The organism is Devosia albogilva, assembly GCF_042685625.1.
Lineage (GTDB): Bacteria > Pseudomonadota > Alphaproteobacteria > Rhizobiales > Devosiaceae > Devosia > Devosia albogilva.
In genome coordinates, this window is record NZ_JBHUNP010000001.1 from 86396 (window position 1) to 103188 (window position 16793).

Sequence of the window (16793 nt, forward strand, 5' to 3'; positions counted from 1 at the left end):
TCGCGCCGCACCTTATGAGCCAGAAATGGCATTCTGCCAATCTGATGCTTGCCCCTCGGTGTAAAGCTTGCCTTAATGCCGCTTTCTCGGTTGCGGCTTCGGCCGCAGCTACGAAAGTCGGCCACTTCCGGACGACTGCAAGAAGACGGAAGCGAATATATGAAACGCACGCTACTCACCCTGGCCACTGCTACGCTCCTCGCCGGCACGGGAGCTGCACAGGCACAGCAGCAATTCATCACCATCGGAACGGGCGGCGTCACCGGCGTCTACTATGCCGCGGGCGGTGCCATCTGCCGCCTGATGAACCAGACACGCGACGAGCACGGCTTCCGCTGTTCGGTCGAATCCACGGCAGCTTCCGTCTACAATCTGAACGCCATCAAGCAGGGCGAGCTTGATTTCGGCGTCACCCAGTCGGACGTCATGTACTACGCCGTCGAAGGTGAGCAGGACTTCGCCGATGCCGGTCCCTGGGGCGACATGCGCGCCGTGTTCTCGCTCCATCCCGAGCCGTTCACCCTCGTGGCCCGCGCCGATGCCGGCATCGAGGAATTTGCCGATCTCGCTGGCAAGCGCGTCAACATCGGCGCGCCGGGTTCGGGCACTCAGACCTCGATGGATATCATCCTCGAGGCCATGGGCATGTCCCGCTCCGATCTGAGCCTTGCTTCCGAGCTCCGCCCGGACGAGCACGGCCCGGCGCTCTGCGACAACCAGATCGACGCCTTCATCTACGGTGTGGGTCACCCCTCGGCCAACATCGCCGACCCGACCACCACCTGCGAAGCGCAGCTGGTGCCGATCACCGGTGATGCGATCGATCAGCTGATCGAAGAAAACCCCTACTATGCCGAGGCCACCATCCCCGGCGGCACCTATGCCAACAACGAAGAAGACGTGCAGACCTTCGGCGTGCTTGCAGCTCTCGCTGCCTCGACCAGCACTCCGGACGACGCGGTTTATGCGCTGGTGAGCTCGGTGTTCGAGAACTTCGATACCTTCAAGAGCCTGCACCCGGCCCTCGCCAATCTGAGCGAGGAGAACATGGTCGTCGACGGCCTGTCGGCTCCGCTGCACCCCGGTGCCGAGCGCTACTACCGCGAGCGCGGCTGGATCGAGTAAGAAAGCCTCGGACGGCGGCCTCCGGGCCGCCGCCTTTTCTGCTGCAGCGAGTTGGTGATGAGCAAAGACAATGGCGTTGTCGGCCCGGCTTCGGTCGAGCCGGAGGTACACGACCGGGCCGAACTCGAACGGCTCGTCGCCGAAGCTGACACCGGCGGCCGGCAGCCGCGCAGCCGCGCCGCCCGGACCGTGCTGTTCGTGGTCCCGCTGCTCTGGGCTCTCTTCCAACTCTGGTACGCCTCGCCCCTGCCCTTCCAGTTGCGGATCGGGGTGTTCAACGCCACCGAGGCCCGGGCCATCCACCTGGCCTTCGCCATCTTTCTGGTCTTTGCTGCGTTCCCGGCCACCCGCAAATCACCGCGCGACCACGTGCCGTGGCTGGACTGGATCATCGGGCTGATCGCGGCCGGATGCTCGGCCTACCTCTTCGTCTTCCAGAGTGAATTGTCCGCGCGCCCGGGCCTCCCCACCACGACTGATCTGGTCGTCGGCATACTGGGCGTCGTGCTGTTGCTCGAGGCGGCGCGCCGCTCCATCGGGATCGCCCTGCCCATCGTCTGCCTGCTGTTCCTCGCCTATGCCTATTTCGGCCCCTACATGCCGGACCTGTTCGCCCATCGCGGCGCTTCGATCAGCCGCATGGCCACCCAGTACTGGCTGACCAGCGAAGGCGTTTTCGGCGTCGCGCTTGGCGTTTCCACCGCCTTCGTCTTCCTGTTCGTGCTGTTCGGCTCGCTGCTCGAGAAAGCCGGAGCCGGCAACTACTTTATCAAGGTCGCCTTCGCGCTGCTCGGTCACCTGCGCGGCGGCCCGGCCAAGGCTGCGGTCCTGGGCTCCGGTGCGACGGGTCTCATCTCCGGCTCGTCGGTCGCCAATGTGGTGACCACCGGCACCTTCACCATCCCCCTGATGAAGCGGGTCGGCTACGATCCGGTCAAGGCCGGTGCGGTGGAAGTGTCGGCCTCCGTCAACGGCCAGTTGATGCCGCCGGTGATGGGCGCCGCGGCCTTCCTGATCGCCGAATATGTCGGCATTCCCTATTCCGAGGTGGTGCGGCACGCGATCATTCCGGCGCTTCTCACCTACATCTCGCTCTTCTACCTGGTCGACATCGAAGCGCGAAAGGCCAACCTCAAAGGCCTGCCGCGCGAGCGGAGCCGGTCACGGCTGATGAGCCTGGCGCTGTTCGGCATGACCGCCGCTGCCTTCGTGCTCTTCTGCGGGCTGGTCTATTATGGCCTGGGCTGGACGCGCACACTGTTCGGCTCCGCCGCAAGCTGGGCCGTTGGCATCGGGGCGTTGGCGATCTATGTCGGCTCCGTCGCCTTCCGCGCTCGCTATCCGGATCTTGAGGTGGACGATCCCAACGCCACCGAGGTGAAGCTGCCCGACACGCTCGAGGTGGCACCCGCCGGCGTCCACTATCTGATGCCGGTCTTCATCCTCGTCTGGTGCCTGATGGTGGAAGAGCTCTCGCCGGGGCTTTCGGCCTTCTACGGCACCTGTGCGCTGATGTTCCTGGTGATCACGCAACGGCCGCTCATTGCCCTTTTCCGGGGCGGCCGGCACATATGGTCCGAGTTCCGGGCCGGCTTTTCGGACCTACTCGACGGGCTTGTGACCGGCTCGCGCAACATGATCGGCATCGCCATCGCCACCGCCGCAGCCGGCATCGTGGTCGGCACCGTGGCGCTGACCGGAATCGGTCTGGCACTCACCGAGATCGTCATCACCCTCTCGGGCGGCAATCTGATCATCATGCTGCTGATGACCGCAGTAATTTGCATGGTCCTTGGGCTCGGCATGCCGACCACGGCAAACTATGTCGTGGTGGCGACCCTGATCGCGCCCGTCATCGTCGACGTCGCGACCCTCAACGACGTCGCCGTCGCACTGGTGGCCGTGCACCTTTACGTCTTCTATTTCGGTCTGATGGCCGACGTGACGCCGCCCGTGGGGCTGGCATCATTCGCCGCCTCGGCGATCTCGCGTGCTGACCCGGTCAAGACCGGCGTCCAGGCCTTCACTTACGAGATGCGCACGGCGATCCTGCCACTGATCTTCATCTTCAACCATCAGCTCCTGTTGATTGGTGTCGACAACTGGCTGAAGTTCGTCCTGGTAGTGACCAGTGCCCTGGCTGGCATGCTGGTCTTTGTCTCCGTCACCCAGCAGATCTTCATCACCCGCAGCCGCCTCTACGAGACTGCCGCCCTGCTGCTGGCCTGCGCCATGCTGTTCCTGCCGGGCATGTTCATGGATCGCCTCGTGCCGGCGACCATGGACGCGCCGGCAGAGAACATCGTGCAGATCGCCGAGGACGCCGGGCCCGGCACCTTCCTGCGGGTGGAAGTCGCAGGCGTCGACCTCGGCGGCAATGACTATACCCGCGTGATGAGACTTCCCCTGGGCGAGAGCGGTGAGGGCGTCGAGCGGCTGACGAATGCCGGCATCCAGGTCACCAGCTTCGCCGGCCAGACCCAGGTGGTCAACGTCCGCTTCCGCAGCCAGGCCGAGCGCCTTGGCCTCGAGGCCGGACAGACCGTCACCCGCGTGCTGTTGCCGAACACCCAGCGGCCGCCGCAGGAACTGCTCTATCTGCCGGCCTTCCTGCTGATCGGCATCATCGCGGCCCTGCAATGGCGTCGGCGCAGTTGGGATCAGCCTGGCATGCCCAGGCGCCCCGCTGCGGCCTGACACGAGTACGCCTCTTCGTTCGCGGCGGGCAATGCCGCGAACATCTGGCTGTCAGCGCTCGTCGCTCGAGAGTTCCACCACGTGGTCGAAAACGGCGGCAGCATCCTCCTGGCTGTTGTCGAGCATGTCCGCAACCCGCTCGAGCGCGGCAACCAGCATCTGCTGCTCCCAATCCTTGAGGGCGGAGAACTGGGCGAGAAACTGGGCATGAACGCCGTCCGGAGCGACGTCGAGCACCTTCCGTCCGGCCTCCGTCAACGATAGCAGCACCTGGCGGCGGTCCTTGTCTCCGCGCCGGCGCTGGATCATCCCGGCTATTTCCAGCTTCTGCAGCAGCGCCGTCGTGGTGGCTTGGGTGATGCCCATGCGCCCGGCGACATATCCTGCCGTCCGCTCGCCCTCCGCATCGAGCAACTGCATGAAAACGAGTTGTGAGGGGGTCAGCCCCGTTTCACGCATCAACTGCTTTGAGTTCAGTTCCGTCGTGCGCAGGATCTTGCGCATCGCGGTCAAGGCCAACTTGGTTCGGTCTTCCACGGCACTACTCTGGCGATAATCCGAGCACTTCTAGCGCGACGCTTGGCAGAACCCAACAGAGATCGCATTGGGCTAACGATTTGATTCACCGGAGCTAACGATTGGACGCTCCGCGCGTCTGCATGCACCCCTGTGGACAAACATATTACGCCCATACACGAGCGACGAGAACCATTTAGATACAGCCCACTAGCGCGACTGCGCCGCATAATGCGACCGAACTTAGGCAGATTTCGCCTTGATATTTAGTTCCGTGCAGCTAACTATCGGCAGGATGATTTATGGCACCTCAGTGATGCACGATGCCGGCGCGCTGCGTCGGCATGCTGCGGTCACACATCCTGCGACCATTCGCAGGCCATGTGTGGCCGACAACGATCAGATCTGGTCGCTGACCAGGTCCATGCCGCTGCTCGAGGAGCATTCGCCCCGCTCCATCCGGCTGCAGGCGACCCACTTTGCCGGCACCAGTGCGGTCGCCGAGCGGGGGGGAGAAGTCCTCGGGTGGGCCACCGGCTATGTCTTGCCCGAGCAAACGGACACCCTGTTCCTTTGGCAGGTTTGCGTCAGCGATGACGCGCAGGGCGACCACCTTGGCAGCCGGCTTGTTGTGGATGTGCTGTCGCGCCCGGCCTGTGACCGGGTGACCACCCTCCAGTGCACCATCCGCCATGACGATGAGCCGTCCTGGGACCTGTTCACCTCGATCGCACGGCGCCTCAAGGCGCAGATGCGCCAGATCGAGCCGTTCGACCGTCGCCAGCAGTCGAGCGGGCTCACCGAATATAGCGTCAGCATCGGTCCATTCGACCGGCGGATCATCCTCGAACTCGCCGGCTCCGCCTGACCCCCGGTCTTCGAAGACGCTCCAGCGTCTCGCGCAGCAAACAGAAAAGACGGAAAAACCATGACACAGTCCGCAATCGACATCTCCAGCCAGGATGACTACCCCACCCGCCTGCCCGAGGAGCAGTGGCAGGAGCGCAAGGACCCGGTCGTTTGGGGCAAATGGACCCCCGAAGCGCCGCTGACGCGAGCAGAGACACATCAGTTCGACAAGGACGGGTTTCTGATCCTGAAGGGTGTGTTCTCGGCCACTGAAGTGGCCGCGCTGCAAGCGGAGTCGGCGCGTATGCGGTCGGGCGAAACCCAACTCGCCGCGGAGAACGTCATCACCGAGCCGGGCTCTGACGAGGTGCGGACGGTGTTCCGCCTCGATGAGCAGAGTACCCTGTTCGATCGCCTGGCACGCGACAAGCGCATCGCCGGTCGCGTCAGCTACCTGCTCGACGACGAGGTGTACCTCCACCAGTCCCGCCTGAACTACAAACCGGGCTTCACCGGCAAGGAGTTCTACTGGCACTCCGACTTCGAGACCTGGCACGCCGAGGATGGCATGCCACGCATGCGCGCCATCTCGGCCTCGGTGCTGCTGACCGACAACGATGCGCTCAACGGTCCGCTGATGCTGATGCCCGGCTCGCACAAGACCTTCGTGGCCTGTGCCGGCGAAACGCCGGACGACAACCACAAGACCTCGCTCAAGAAGCAGGAAATCGGCGTCCCGTCGCATGACAGCCTGACCCGCATGGCGGAGACGTTCGGGATCGACTACGCGGCCGGCAGGGCGGGCACCGTGATCCTGTTCGACTGCAACACGCTGCACGGCTCGAACGGCAACATCACGCCCTTCCCGCGCTCAAACGCCTTTTTTGTCTACAATGCCTGGTCCAACCGGGTGGTCGCCCCCTTCGCCGCCAAGGCCCCACGTCCGGCCTTCCTGAGTTCGCGCAATCCCCAAGGTCCGATCTCGATCGAAGGCGGCAAGCTCGTGTGATGTCGCTCGAGCCGACATCGAGACCCGAACAACCTCACAGAGAGGCCGGCGGCTGCCCGAAGCGGCACGCAAGACGGCCACTTCCCCACGAAAACCCCTTTACCGCCGCGCGCTCCCACGCGACGCGCGTCCTCCTTTTCCGGCTGATTGGATGGGCTCCAGCCGGTTTCACCGCCCGAAGACCACAATTCAGGAGTACACACATGACTATCCGAAAGACCGCAGTTGCAGCGCTGGCCGCCATCACCACGGCAGCGCTGGCGTCCACCGCCGTCACCGCCGCGACCCTGGCCGAGATCCAGGAATCGGGCTCGATCCGCATCGCCGTCGCCAACGAGATCCCCTACGGCTATGTCGACCCGAACGGCGAAGCCATGGGAGCTGGCCCCGACGTGGCGAAAGCCATCATGGAAGAACTCGGCGTCGAGAACATCGAGTGGGTCACCACCAATTTCTCGTCGCTGATCCCGGGCCTGCGCGCCGATCGCTTCGACATGGTCGCTGCCGAGATGGCCATCCTCCCCGACCGCTGCCAGCAGGTGCTCTTTTCGGAGCCCAACACCTCCTATGGTGAAGGCCTGCTCGTCGCCGCCGGCAATCCCAAGGACATCCACGCCTATTCGGACTTCGCCGAGAACACCGAACTCAAGGTGGCGATCATGGCCGGCGCCGACCAGCTCGAGATGATGCAGAAGCTGGGCGTGCCCGAGGGCAATCTCGTGACCATCGCCGCCAATGCCGACGCGATCTCCACCGTGTCGACCGGCCGAGCCGACGCTTACGCGGCAACCAGCCTCACCGCGAGCGGCCTGGCCGACCAGAGCGACGATGTGGAAGTCGCCGGCGACTTCACCGATCCGGTGATCGATGGTGAGGAAGTGCGCAGCTGGGGTGGCTTCACCTTCGCCAGCGGCAATGAAGAACTGCGTGACGCGGTCAACCAGGCGCTGGCCGACTACAAGCAGACCGACGAATGGAGCGAGACGCTGTCGAGCTACGGCTTCACCCAGGCCGATATCGACGGTTCGACCGCCCGCACGACCGAAGAGCTCTGCGCCGCAGAGTAATCGGCTCCCAAGGCGCGGATTTGGGCGGGCGCTCCGGCGCCCGCCCGAAATGCGTTCCACCCTTGCAAGAGACACTGTCATGCATTGGACTGAGTATTTCCCGGCCCTGATGGAGGGGGCCTGGGTTACCATACAGTTGACCGCCTATTCGACCATACTGGGTGCGATCCTCGCCTTCGCCTTCGGCCTCGGCAAACTCTCCTCCAACATCGCCATCAAATCCATCTCGGTTGCCTATATTGAGGTGTTCCGCGGCACATCCCTGCTGGTGCAACTGTTCTGGCTGTATTTCGCACTGCCCATCGCGGGCATGGCGATCGGGCTGGACCTGCGGCTGCCGCCGGTGCTCGCCGGCGTTCTCGCCCTCGGCCTCAACATCGGCGCCTACGGCGCGGAGGTCGTGCGCGGCGCCATCCAAGCGGTGCACAAGGACCAGTACGAAGCCGCGCGTGCCCTGAACTTCACGCCCCGCCAGGCCCTGTGGAACATCACCATTCCACAGGCTGTGCCCGAAATGATGCCGTCCTTCGGCAACCTGGCCGTGCAGAACCTCAAGGATACTGCGCTGGTTTCGCTGATCAGTCTCGGCGATCTCACCTTCCGCGCCGAGCAGATCCGCAATTTCACCCAGGACAGCACCACCATCTATTCGATGCTGCTGCTCACCTATTTCGGCATGGCTCTGGTGCTGACCGCGCTCATGCGTGCCCTTGAAGCCTATGTCGGCCGCTGGCGCGCGGTGAGGAGCTGACCCATGCTTTTCGGATATGAATGGGACCTCTCCAGTCCCCTCGCCTTCGCCATATCAATCCTGCCGATCCTGCTCACCGGCATGGTGGTGACGATCCAGGCCACCGTTCTCGGCTTCCTTGTCGCTCTGGTGCTCGGCCTGTTCTGGGCTGTGCTCAAGGCGGCTCCGGCGCGGATCATCTCCTGGCCGGCAACGATCGTGACCGAATTCATTCGCGACACACCGCTCCTGGTGCAACTGTTCTTTCTTTACTACGTGCTGCCCGAATACGGCATCCTGCTGCCCGCGTTCATGACCGGGGCGCTCGCCCTCGGCATCCAGTACAGCGCCTACACCTCCGAAGTGTACCGGGCCGGCCTGGAAGCGGTGGGACGAGACCAGCGCGAGGCGGCGCGAGCCCTCAATCTCTCGCCGTCCCGCGCCTTCACCCATATCGTGGTGCCGCAGGCGGTGCCCCGCATCGTGCCGGCAATGGGCAACTACCTCGTCTCGATCATGAAGGACGTGCCCGTCCTCTCGGTCGTGACCGTGCTGGAAATGCTCAACGTCGCCAAGATCGTCGGCGACCGCACCTTCAACTATCTCGTGCCGTTGTCGATGGTCGGCGCGCTCTACCTCATCATGACGCTGGTGGCCTCGGCAGGCGTGCGCCTGCTCGACAACTGGCTGCCGAAACAGGGAATCCCCTTGAAATGACCGACGACCCAATCATCAAGTTCGACAAGGTGGTGAAGCGGTTCGGTGACCTCACCGTGCTCAACAAGCTCGATTTCCAAGTTGCCAAGGGCGAGAAGGTGTCCATCATCGGCCCATCTGGCTCCGGCAAGTCGACGGTCCTCCGCATCCTGATGACGCTCGAGAACATCGACGACGGCGTCGTCACCGTCGCGGGCGAGCCCCTATGGCACGAACCGGAACCCGACGGCCTCAAGCCGGCCAGCGAAGCGCATCTGCGCAAGATGCGCGCCCAGCTCGGCATGGTGTTCCAGCAGTTCAACCTGTTCCCGCACATGACCGTGCTGCGCAACATCACCGAAGCGCCTACCAAGGTTTTGGGCCTGTCCAAGCAGGACGCCCGCCTACGCGCCGAGGAACTGCTCGAGCTCGTTGGCCTGGCCGATCAGGCGCAGAAATACCCGCACCAGCTCTCCGGCGGCCAGCAGCAGCGCGTCGGCATCGCCCGCGCCCTTGCCATGCGGCCCAACGTGCTGCTCTTCGACGAGCCGACGTCAGCACTCGACCCGGAACTGGTAGGGGAGGTCCTCAACGTCATCGGTATGCTCGCCGAGGAGCACGACCTAACCATGCTGCTGGTCACGCACGAGATGCGCTTCGCCCGGGAGATCTCAGACCGCGTCTGTTTCTTCGACCGGGGCAAGATCCGCGAGCAAGGCACGCCGGAAGAGCTGTTCACCGACCCCAGCGAGGACCGCACCCGCGAATTCCTCAAGGCGGTGCTGGACTAATCCGGCTGCCGTTTCGCGCAGCTTGCCATTACCGCACGGCGCTGATCAGCAGTTCGGATGTCACCTCGAGCGAGCGGTCCTCTCGAACGGGAACGCCGTCGGCCGACCGATGGCCGGCGAGCACCCGATCCCGCTGGCGCAGCAAGTCGGCGATTTCCGCCTCATACGCCGCCAGCACCGCGGTGAGCCAGCGGTTCACCAGATAGGACGGCCGCGGCATCTGCATGTCGAACCGCGATAGCAACGGAATGGTCGCCTCGGCATCGGCCCAGTCATCGCCCACCACCCACTGGTTGACGGTGAACAGACGCAGCAGCTTGCCGTTGGCATCCACTCCCACCGCGACGAGATGATGGATCGGCCCCTGCGGCCCCTCGGGCCGCAGGAAGCAATGGAAGTGGCCGTGCTCGGCGGAACCTTCGCTGGCCGGATGGCAGTGGTAGAACCACTGCGAATTGCTGGCCGGATCGAACACGTCGCCGGGTGGGTAGTGCTCCCAGGCATCGATGCTCGACACGCCCGCAAAGGTCTCGGTCAAGACCGTCTGGCCGCCCTTGGCCAGCACCGCCTCGCAGAAGGCGATCTCGGCCAAGGCTCTCTCGCGGGCATCGTCGGACACCTTACTGCCCTCCAACCACCAGGTCCGGCGCCTCCTCGCCTGCAGGCTTGGCCTGGGGCGGTGGTGGCGGCGCCTGCAACGGCGTGGCGGCGGCGGGAGGTGTTGCGGGCGGCGGCGGTGGCGGCGCCTTGCCGGCAGCAGGCGGCGTAGCCGGTGGCGGTGGCGGCGCTGCCAGTTGCGGTGCACCGGCCGCACAAGGTGCCGCGGCGGGCGGCGGTGGCGGCGGCGCTTTCGAAACGGCAGTCGGCGCCCCTGCAGCGCAGGGCGCTAGCGCCGCGCCGGCCGCACAGGGGGCAGCGGCGCACGGCGCGTTGCCGGCCGCAGCAGCGGTGCCGCCATAGACGGGGCGAGGCGGCACCGGATTGCTGATGTGGTCATAGGCCACGGCGGCAGTGGTGACGGCGAGCGCTGCACCGAAGAGGAGAGTGTTGCGGGCGCTCATTTCTTGGCAAATCCGTCGAGACCAAACACAGGACGAAGGGCGATGCCGCCGATGGAGCCGACAAAGGCGGCCGCGAACCACAGCCAGCCATGCAGGCTTCCCGTGGCAATGCCCGAGAACAGCGCACCGATATTGCAGCCGAAGGACAGCCGCGCGCCATAGCCCATCAGCAGGCCGCCGACCACGGCCGCCAGCAGCGAACCCAGCGGCAGCTTGGCCTTGGGCGCGAACTTGCCGGCCACGGCGGCAGCCACTGCGGCGCCCAGCACCAGGCCGAAATCCATGACCGACACGGAATCGGCGAGCACGCTGGAGTTCAGTGCCTGCGCCTGCGCCGGCCAGGTCCAGAATTCCCAGCTCGCGACGTCGATGCCGACCGCCTGCGCGATCTTGGCGCCCCACAATCCGAAACCATAGGTGATCGACCACGGATGACCGGCCAGCAGCAGCGTGGCGATGTTGAGCAGTGCCAGCACCAGGCCGGCGCCGACCAGCGGCCACGGACCACGCCAGATCCAGCTCCAGTCGCCGCTCTTGGGAACGGGCTCCCGCTCGATGTCCCCATGGACGCGCTTTTCGATCACGGCCGTGATCAGCGCCACCAGGGCGAGACCGGCAACCGTCGCCGCCACGGCAAAGCCGACGCCGAGCTCGGCGCCGATGCTGACGGCCGGCAGGGCCGGCTGTTCGAGCCAGAACGGCAAGTGCGCCGTGCCGACCAGTGCCCCGACGATGAAGAACACCAGCGTCACCAGCATGCGGGCGGAGCCGCCGCCGACGGTGAACAATGTGCCCGAGCCACAGCCGCCGCCGAGTTGCATGCCGAGCCCGAACATGGCCGCACCGAGCAGCACCGAGACGCCGACCGGCGCCATCGCCCCGACCATCGGCTGGCCGCCGATATTGCCGGCGGCAACCAGCGGGATCATCGCCAGGGCGGCAACGCCGATGGTCAGCATCTGGGCGCGCATGCCGCGGCCGCGGCGCTCCACCACCATGCGGCGCCAGCCGCCGGTAAAGCCGAAGGAGCCATGGTAGAGCGCCACGCCAAGGCCACCGCCGATCAGGAACAGGGTGCCCTGGCGCAGATCGACCAGCAGGGTGATGAGCGCGAAGCCGACCAGCAGCATCGCGGCGGAAACAAAGAAGGGGGCGCGGTCGAAGGCGATAGGAGGCGGAGCAAGCTTCGGCGCGGAGGCGGTCAGGTCAGTCATGGGACTCAATCAGCGGAATGCACAAAAAGGTTTGGATGCCGCACCGATCGAGTGCAACACCCAAACCCGAAGATCATGTCGGTGGGCTTACTGAACCGGGCGGGCCGGATCGGCAGTCCACTCGGCCATGGAGCCGTCATACATGGCGGTGTTCTTGTTGCCGGCCACTTCGCTCAGCGCGAACCAGGCGATCGAGGCCCAGTGGCCGGTGTTGCAGAACACGATGTTCTCTTCGTCCTCGGCAAGGCCGACGCCCTCCGCCAGCGCGGCAATGGTCTCCGGCAGGGCGAAGCTCGCATATTCGGCGCTGTAGAACGAGGAATGCGGGATGTTGACGGCGCCAGGCAGGGTGCCGGCGACGCGGGCCACAGGGCTCTTGCCCTGGCCCAGATACTGCTCCTCGGGGCGGCCATCGACCAGCTTGGTGCCGGCTTCGAGTGCGGCAACCACGTCCTCGGTGGTCGCGCGCAACTGCGGCTGTACCTCGTAGGGGAACTCCACCGCCACCGGCGTCACCGGCTCGGCGACGCGTTCGCCGCCCTGGGCGTCATACTGGCGCCAGCCGCCGTCGAGGATTGAGACGGCGTCGTGCCCGAGATACTTGAACGTCCAGTAGACGCGGGTGGCGCCGCCGAATTCGGACGAATCCGTGCCCCACGGCACGATCACCACATGATCGTCGCCATCGATACCGAGGCCGCCGATCAGCTCGGCGATCTGCTCGTCCGCCGGAATCTGGCCGGGCACGCCCTGGACCTCGGTGCGCCAGCCGGCGCTCCCATAGGGCGCCACGACGGCGTTGGCGACATAGGGCAGGTCACCCAGGTCGGTCGCCTCGATGTCGTCGCGAATGTCGAGGATGACGACGTTCTCGTCGGCGGCATTGGCCTTGAGCCATTCAGCCGTCACCAGCGGGGTGACGTCGGCGGCCTGGGCAGCAACGGGGGCCGCCAGCAACATCGCGGCAGCAGCAACAAAGGAAAGACGCATCTGATAGTCCTGCGGGAAAGGTAATCCGATGTTATCGGATCGTCCGCGCCGGAGCGACATCATCGGTCCCAAAGGTCCGCAGCGAAAGGCAAAACCCGACCACCGGCCTTGGGCGACAGAGAATGGAATTCCATCGCCAGCGCGGCGGCGTGCCGCGGAGGCTGCCTCCTTCGCCTTGTTGACGCCATAGGGCGAGCGGCTATCGTCTCCCCGCACATGTCCCGAGGAGACGACGATGTTCCAGAACCTGCTGATCGCGATAGATGGCTCCGATTTGAGCAACAAGGCGCTGGAGGCTGGGCTGGATCTGGCGAAATCCCATGGCTCACGCGTGACCTTTCTCACCGCCAGCGATCCCATCAGCACCGGCATCGGAAGCGGCGGCTTTGGCACCTTGAGCGCCGGACCGCTCGTGGAACGGCTCGAGGAAGCTTACCGAGACGGCGCGGCGAAGATCCTCAACGCGGCGGCCAACCGCGCATCAGAGCTCGGCGTAAGTGCTGAAACCGTGTACGCGCCGCGCCAACGCCCGGCCGACGCGATCCTGCAAGAGGCCGAATCCCGCGGCTGCGACACCATACTGATGGGCTCGCATGGCAATCGCGGACTGCGGCGGCTGATCCTCGGCAGCCAGGCCACGGAAGTTCTGGCCCGCTCCACCGTACCGGTGCTGATCATCAAGTAGTCGATCATGCGGCAGCCCGGATGGACCCATCCTCCGGGTAGAGCGTTGAGCAGGGCAACCACGAGGAGCCCTCCATGGCCGATTATCAACTCACCCTCAGCAACGGCACCAGCATCGGCTTCAGCGACGAACGCGAACTCGACGAGATCATCGAGCAGGTCGTCTCGGAAGGCTATCTGCGCATCACCGGCGAACGGACCCTTGTGGACCAGGGCACTCCCATCGAGGGGGACTTTGTGGCCTTCGAGAGCCACATTCTGAGCATTTCGACCTAGCACCTGCCCCACAGCATCAACCGGAGGACACAGCCATGACGTTCAAGGACAAGGTTGCGCTGGTGACCGGCGCCGGTTCCGGCATCGGCGAAGCCATCGCCAAGGAGCTGGCGTCACTCGGCGCCAGGGTCGTGCTGGCCGACATCAGCCAGGAGGGCGCCGACCGCGTCGCCGGCGAGATCGCCGCCACTGGCGGCCAGGCGGCGACCGTGATCGCCAACAGCGCCTCCGCGGCCGACAACAAGGCCGCCGTGGAATTCGCACTCAGCACCTACGGCAAGCTCCACTACGCCGTGAACAATGCCGGCATCGGCGGCAAGTCGGCCCCCGCAGGCGATGTCGATCTCGACGACTGGAACCGCGTCATCGACATCAACCTCAATGGCGTCCTCTACGGCATGCGCTATCAGATCCCGGCCATGGTCCAGGCCGGCGCGGCCGAAAGCGCCATCGTCAACATGGCCTCGATCCACGGCACGGTCGCCGCGATCGGCAACGGCGCCTACACTGCCGCCAAGCACGGCGTGGTGGGCCTCACCAAGAACGCCGCCGCTGAATACGGGCCGCAGGGACTGCGCATCAACTGCGTCGGCCCTGCCTATATCGACACTCCGCTCCTCGGCAACCTGCCGGATGAGGCCCGCACCCAGCTCGTCTCGCGCCATCCGCTCGGGCGCCTTGGGCGGGCGGAGGAAGTGGCGAAGGTGGTGCGCTTCCTGCTCTCGGACGACGCCTCGTTCGTCACCGGCAGCTACTATCTGGTCGACGGCGGCTATACCGCGGTCTGAAAACGCCTGCGGCGGCCATCAGGGCCGCCGCAGTTTCGCTTGCTGATCCGAGGATCAGTTCTTGGTCACGAGCCGGTAGTAGACGAAGTCCGAGTTCGAGCCGTTCACATAGCCCTCGACGTTCTCGGCCATGGCGATCTGCAGCGCCGCCTGGAACATGATCACGATCGGGCTTTCGGCCTGAACCTGCTTCTGCAGTTCCGTATACATCTCGTTACGGGTGTCCTGGTCGGCTTCGGCCAGCGCCGCGTTGACGGCGTCGTTCATCTCCTGCGGCACGGCCCAGGCGTTCCGCCAGGTGGTGGTTGCCGTGTAGTTGTCGTCCGCATTGTTGGAGTTGTACGCAAACGCCTTGGCGTTCGAGTGCGGGTCCATGAAGTCCGGGCCCCAGTACAGCAGCATGGCTTCGTGAGTACGGTCGCGATACTTCGTGATCACCTGCGCGCCGGTGCCGGGCAGGATCTCGAAGTTGATGCCGGCCTCGGCAAACGTCGCCTGCAGCGACTGCGCGATGTCGGTGAACGGCGCCGAGTTGATCACGTCGAGGGTGACATCGATCGGGGTCTCGACACCAGCGTCGGCCAGGATCTGCTTGGCCTTCTCGACGTCGAGGCTGAACGGGGTTTCGTCATAGGAACCCGGGAAGCCCTTCGGCCAGAATGCCTGGTGCTTTTCCATCTGGCCCTTGAGGAAGGTCTCGGTCATCCCATCATAGTCGACGAGGTAACGCGCGGCTTCCCACACGGCCGGCGGGGTCAGCTCTTCGGTCTTCTGGTTGAACGACAAGAAGTGCACGGCCGCCTGCGGATAGGTCTCGACCTTCACGCCGTCACCCAGGCCGCCGATCTGGTCGGGGGTCAGGTTCTTGGCGATGTCGATGTCGCCCGAGGTCAAGAGCAACTGCTGGGTCGCCGCTTCGGCCACGTGACGGATCAGCACCTGGTTCATCGCCGGGGCACCGTTCCAGTAGTTCTCGTTGGCGGTGAGGCGAACGAGTTCGGCCGGACGGTAGTCGGTCAGCACATAGGGGCCGGAACCGGCCGAGTTGGTGTTGAGCCAGGCATTGCCCCAGTCACCATTCTCCTCGTGCTCCATCACCAGCACTTCGTCGACGATGGCGCCGGGACGGGCGGCGAGCACGTTCAGCACGAAGGCCGAAGCGAAGTCGCCGGTCCACTTCACGGTGACGGTGTTGCCGTCGACCGTCACCATCTCGTCGATGTTCTCCGGGGTCCAGCCGAGCTGGGTCAGGATAAAGGCCGGGGTGAGGTTCAACGTCACCACGCGCTTGAAGGAGAACTTCACGTCTTCCGGGCGCACCGGGTTGCCGGAGGCGAAGGTGGCGCCCTCGCGCATGGTGAAGGTCAGTGACTTGGCTTCCTCGTCGGCCACCCACTCGCTGGCAAGGCCGGGCGCGAGAACGGTGGTGTCCTCGGCGTCGTACTGCACCAGCTTGTCATAGAGGTTGGCGTTGATCTCGCCGGCCGAGAACTCGTAGGCCTGAGCCGGATCGAGCGCGACGATGTCGTCGATGTTCTGGGCGATCACCAGCGCATCGGCCGGCGTCGCCGCAAAGGCAGCTCCGGCTGCCAGCGGCAGGGTGAGCGCGGATGCCAGAAGGGCAGCGCGGAAGAGCTTCATGAGCGTTTCTCCTTGTGGGTGACTTGCTTCTTAACCGGCTTGTTGACGCCGGTTTTCGGTTTCGCCGCCGCGGCGCGAGGGCGGGCGGTGGAGCGAAAGAGAGCCAGCGTGCCGGTCCAGAGCAGGCGCGCCGGTTTGTCCGTGTGGTTGGACCACGAATGGGGGCGATTGCCGCGGAAATGCAGGCTGTCGCCGGCATTCATCACCATCTCCTCGCCATCGAGGCGCTGGGTGATGGAGCCTTCCAGCACGAACAGGATTTCCTCGCCCTCATGGGCGACCGTTTCCGAGCGATAGCCGGGCGGCACCGTCATCAGAAAGCTCGAGAGCTGATTGCCGGGAAACTCCGTGCCCAGCCGCTCATAGATGATCGAGGAGCCGTCGACCGAGAAGCGGTTGCGCTCCCCTGCCCGCGTCAGCGCCTCATGCGTCGCCGGCGCCGAAACGAAGTAGTCGATGCTGACCTCAAGAGCCCGGGCGATCTGCGCCAGAGTGCCGAGCGACGGGGTCGCATGGTCGCGCTCCACCTGGCTTAGATAGCCAACGGAGACGTCGGCGGCCTCGCCGAGTTCAACCAGCGTCATCTGCTGCTGGCGACGGCGGGCACGGATCAGAGCCCCGACCTTGGGGTGCCGCCTCTCCTCCATCACCGCCGCTTC

At 65.1% G+C, this 16793-nt stretch carries 18 protein-coding genes; 11 read left to right on the plus strand and 7 right to left on the minus strand.

The window, feature by feature from the left end:
- Positions 1 to 159: 159 nt before the first annotated feature.
- Both ACFSX5_RS00460 and ACFSX5_RS00465 read left to right on the plus strand, forming a co-directional pair.
- Positions 160 to 1125, plus strand: a complete 966-nt coding sequence (locus tag ACFSX5_RS00460) for a TAXI family TRAP transporter solute-binding subunit (protein WP_386830736.1) — start codon at positions 160 to 162, stop codon at positions 1123 to 1125.
- 57 nt (positions 1126 to 1182) lie between these two features.
- Complete coding sequence (locus ACFSX5_RS00465; RefSeq protein ID WP_386830738.1) at positions 1183 to 3822, plus strand: TRAP transporter permease; 2640 nt, start codon at positions 1183 to 1185, stop codon at positions 3820 to 3822.
- A gap of 51 nt (positions 3823 to 3873) precedes the next feature.
- Here the strand turns inward: ACFSX5_RS00465 and ACFSX5_RS00470 are convergent, their stop codons facing one another.
- Positions 3874 to 4359: a MarR family winged helix-turn-helix transcriptional regulator gene (locus ACFSX5_RS00470; protein ID WP_386830740.1), complete on the minus strand. Its 486-nt coding sequence runs from the start codon at positions 4357 to 4359 to the stop codon at positions 3874 to 3876.
- Positions 4360 to 4723: 364 nt separating this feature from the next.
- Between ACFSX5_RS00470 and ACFSX5_RS00475 the strand changes: the two genes are divergently transcribed.
- The 6 genes from ACFSX5_RS00475 to ehuA all read left to right on the plus strand — a co-directional run bounded on the left by ACFSX5_RS00475 (position 4724) and on the right by ehuA (position 9480).
- Positions 4724 to 5206 carry a GNAT family N-acetyltransferase gene (locus ACFSX5_RS00475; protein WP_386830741.1) on the plus strand — a complete coding sequence of 161 codons (483 nt, stop codon included), beginning with the start codon at positions 4724 to 4726 and terminating at the stop codon, positions 5204 to 5206.
- 60 nt (positions 5207 to 5266) lie between these two features.
- A complete protein-coding gene (gene thpD, locus ACFSX5_RS00480; protein WP_386830743.1) occupies positions 5267 to 6196 on the plus strand; it encodes an ectoine hydroxylase in 930 nt (309 codons plus the stop codon).
- Positions 6197 to 6399: 203 nt separating this feature from the next.
- Positions 6400 to 7263, plus strand: coding sequence for an ectoine/hydroxyectoine ABC transporter substrate-binding protein EhuB (ehuB, locus tag ACFSX5_RS00485; protein ID WP_386830745.1), 864 nt, complete (start codon positions 6400 to 6402; stop codon positions 7261 to 7263).
- Positions 7264 to 7342: 79 nt separating this feature from the next.
- Positions 7343 to 8014: an ectoine/hydroxyectoine ABC transporter permease subunit EhuC gene (ehuC, locus tag ACFSX5_RS00490; protein ID WP_386830747.1), complete on the plus strand. Its 672-nt coding sequence runs from the start codon at positions 7343 to 7345 to the stop codon at positions 8012 to 8014.
- A 3-nt stretch (positions 8015 to 8017) separates the two neighbouring features.
- Positions 8018 to 8710, plus strand: a complete 693-nt coding sequence (ehuD, locus tag ACFSX5_RS00495; protein ID WP_386830749.1) for an ectoine/hydroxyectoine ABC transporter permease subunit EhuD — start codon at positions 8018 to 8020, stop codon at positions 8708 to 8710.
- Positions 8707 to 9480: an ectoine/hydroxyectoine ABC transporter ATP-binding protein EhuA gene (ehuA, locus tag ACFSX5_RS00500; protein WP_386830751.1), complete on the plus strand. Its 774-nt coding sequence runs from the start codon at positions 8707 to 8709 to the stop codon at positions 9478 to 9480. The genes ehuD and ehuA overlap by 4 nt, the downstream gene beginning before the upstream one ends.
- A 28-nt stretch (positions 9481 to 9508) precedes the next feature.
- On the opposite strand, the gene ACFSX5_RS00505 is transcribed toward ehuA, so the two are convergent.
- From ACFSX5_RS00505 to ACFSX5_RS00520, 4 genes are all read right to left on the minus strand, one after another.
- Positions 9509 to 10099 carry a DUF6969 family protein gene (locus ACFSX5_RS00505; RefSeq protein ID WP_386830753.1) on the minus strand — a complete coding sequence of 197 codons (591 nt, stop codon included), beginning with the start codon at positions 10097 to 10099 and terminating at the stop codon, positions 9509 to 9511.
- A gap of 1 nt (position 10100) precedes the next feature.
- Positions 10101 to 10541 carry a hypothetical protein gene (locus tag ACFSX5_RS00510; protein WP_386830755.1) on the minus strand — a complete coding sequence of 147 codons (441 nt, stop codon included), beginning with the start codon at positions 10539 to 10541 and terminating at the stop codon, positions 10101 to 10103.
- The gene (locus ACFSX5_RS00515) at positions 10538 to 11755 is read right to left on the minus strand and encodes a YeeE/YedE family protein (protein WP_386830757.1); all 1218 of its coding nucleotides are present in this window, start codon (positions 11753 to 11755) and stop codon (positions 10538 to 10540) included. Before ACFSX5_RS00515 ends, ACFSX5_RS00510 begins: the two co-directional genes overlap by 4 nt.
- A gap of 87 nt (positions 11756 to 11842) precedes the next feature.
- Complete coding sequence (locus ACFSX5_RS00520; RefSeq protein ID WP_386830759.1) at positions 11843 to 12745, minus strand: sulfurtransferase; 903 nt, start codon at positions 12743 to 12745, stop codon at positions 11843 to 11845.
- Between the two features lie 235 nt (positions 12746 to 12980).
- On the opposite strand from ACFSX5_RS00520, the gene ACFSX5_RS00525 reads away from it, so the two are divergent.
- The 3 genes from ACFSX5_RS00525 to ACFSX5_RS00535 all read left to right on the plus strand — a co-directional run bounded on the left by ACFSX5_RS00525 (position 12981) and on the right by ACFSX5_RS00535 (position 14493).
- A complete protein-coding gene (locus ACFSX5_RS00525; RefSeq protein WP_386830761.1) occupies positions 12981 to 13430 on the plus strand; it encodes a universal stress protein in 450 nt (149 codons plus the stop codon).
- 74 nt (positions 13431 to 13504) lie between these two features.
- Positions 13505 to 13705 (plus strand): hypothetical protein, encoded by a 201-nt coding sequence (locus ACFSX5_RS00530; protein ID WP_386830762.1) that lies wholly within the window; start codon positions 13505 to 13507, stop codon positions 13703 to 13705.
- Positions 13706 to 13740: 35 nt separating this feature from the next.
- Positions 13741 to 14493, plus strand: a complete 753-nt coding sequence (locus ACFSX5_RS00535) for an SDR family NAD(P)-dependent oxidoreductase (RefSeq protein WP_386830764.1) — start codon at positions 13741 to 13743, stop codon at positions 14491 to 14493.
- 54 nt (positions 14494 to 14547) lie between these two features.
- Here the strand turns inward: ACFSX5_RS00535 and ACFSX5_RS00540 are convergent, their stop codons facing one another.
- Together ACFSX5_RS00540 and ACFSX5_RS00545 are read right to left on the minus strand one after the other, a co-directional pair.
- Positions 14548 to 16134, minus strand: a complete 1587-nt coding sequence (locus ACFSX5_RS00540; protein ID WP_386830766.1) for an ABC transporter substrate-binding protein — start codon at positions 16132 to 16134, stop codon at positions 14548 to 14550.
- Positions 16131 to 16781, minus strand: a complete 651-nt coding sequence (locus tag ACFSX5_RS00545) for a helix-turn-helix domain-containing protein (RefSeq protein ID WP_386835538.1) — start codon at positions 16779 to 16781, stop codon at positions 16131 to 16133. Before ACFSX5_RS00545 ends, ACFSX5_RS00540 begins: the two co-directional genes overlap by 4 nt.
- Between the last annotated feature and the right edge of the window lie 12 nt (positions 16782 to 16793).

What these genes read in the sequence shown, in the direction of transcription:
- ACFSX5_RS00515 (WP_386830757.1), bottom strand. Translation starts at nt 11,755, where the DNA reads ATGACTGACCTGACCGCCTCCGCGCCGAAGCTTGCTCCGCCTCCTATC.
- ACFSX5_RS00460 (WP_386830736.1), top strand. Translation starts at nt 160, where the DNA reads ATGAAACGCACGCTACTCACCCTGGCCACTGCTACGCTCCTCGCCGGC.
- ACFSX5_RS00525 (WP_386830761.1), top strand. Translation starts at nt 12,981, where the DNA reads ATGTTCCAGAACCTGCTGATCGCGATAGATGGCTCCGATTTGAGCAAC.
- ACFSX5_RS00540 (WP_386830766.1), bottom strand. Translation starts at nt 16,134, where the DNA reads ATGAAGCTCTTCCGCGCTGCCCTTCTGGCATCCGCGCTCACCCTGCCG.
- thpD (WP_386830743.1), top strand. Translation starts at nt 5,267, where the DNA reads ATGACACAGTCCGCAATCGACATCTCCAGCCAGGATGACTACCCCACC.
- ACFSX5_RS00465 (WP_386830738.1), top strand. Translation starts at nt 1,183, where the DNA reads ATGAGCAAAGACAATGGCGTTGTCGGCCCGGCTTCGGTCGAGCCGGAG.
- ACFSX5_RS00545 (WP_386835538.1), bottom strand. Translation starts at nt 16,781, where the DNA reads ATGGAGGAGAGGCGGCACCCCAAGGTCGGGGCTCTGATCCGTGCCCGC.
- ACFSX5_RS00510 (WP_386830755.1), bottom strand. Translation starts at nt 10,541, where the DNA reads ATGAGCGCCCGCAACACTCTCCTCTTCGGTGCAGCGCTCGCCGTCACC.
- ACFSX5_RS00535 (WP_386830764.1), top strand. Translation starts at nt 13,741, where the DNA reads ATGACGTTCAAGGACAAGGTTGCGCTGGTGACCGGCGCCGGTTCCGGC.
- ehuA (WP_386830751.1), top strand. Translation starts at nt 8,707, where the DNA reads ATGACCGACGACCCAATCATCAAGTTCGACAAGGTGGTGAAGCGGTTC.
- ehuB (WP_386830745.1), top strand. Translation starts at nt 6,400, where the DNA reads ATGACTATCCGAAAGACCGCAGTTGCAGCGCTGGCCGCCATCACCACG.
- ACFSX5_RS00530 (WP_386830762.1), top strand. Translation starts at nt 13,505, where the DNA reads ATGGCCGATTATCAACTCACCCTCAGCAACGGCACCAGCATCGGCTTC.
- ehuD (WP_386830749.1), top strand. Translation starts at nt 8,018, where the DNA reads ATGCTTTTCGGATATGAATGGGACCTCTCCAGTCCCCTCGCCTTCGCC.
- ehuC (WP_386830747.1), top strand. Translation starts at nt 7,343, where the DNA reads ATGCATTGGACTGAGTATTTCCCGGCCCTGATGGAGGGGGCCTGGGTT.
- ACFSX5_RS00520 (WP_386830759.1), bottom strand. Translation starts at nt 12,745, where the DNA reads ATGCGTCTTTCCTTTGTTGCTGCTGCCGCGATGTTGCTGGCGGCCCCC.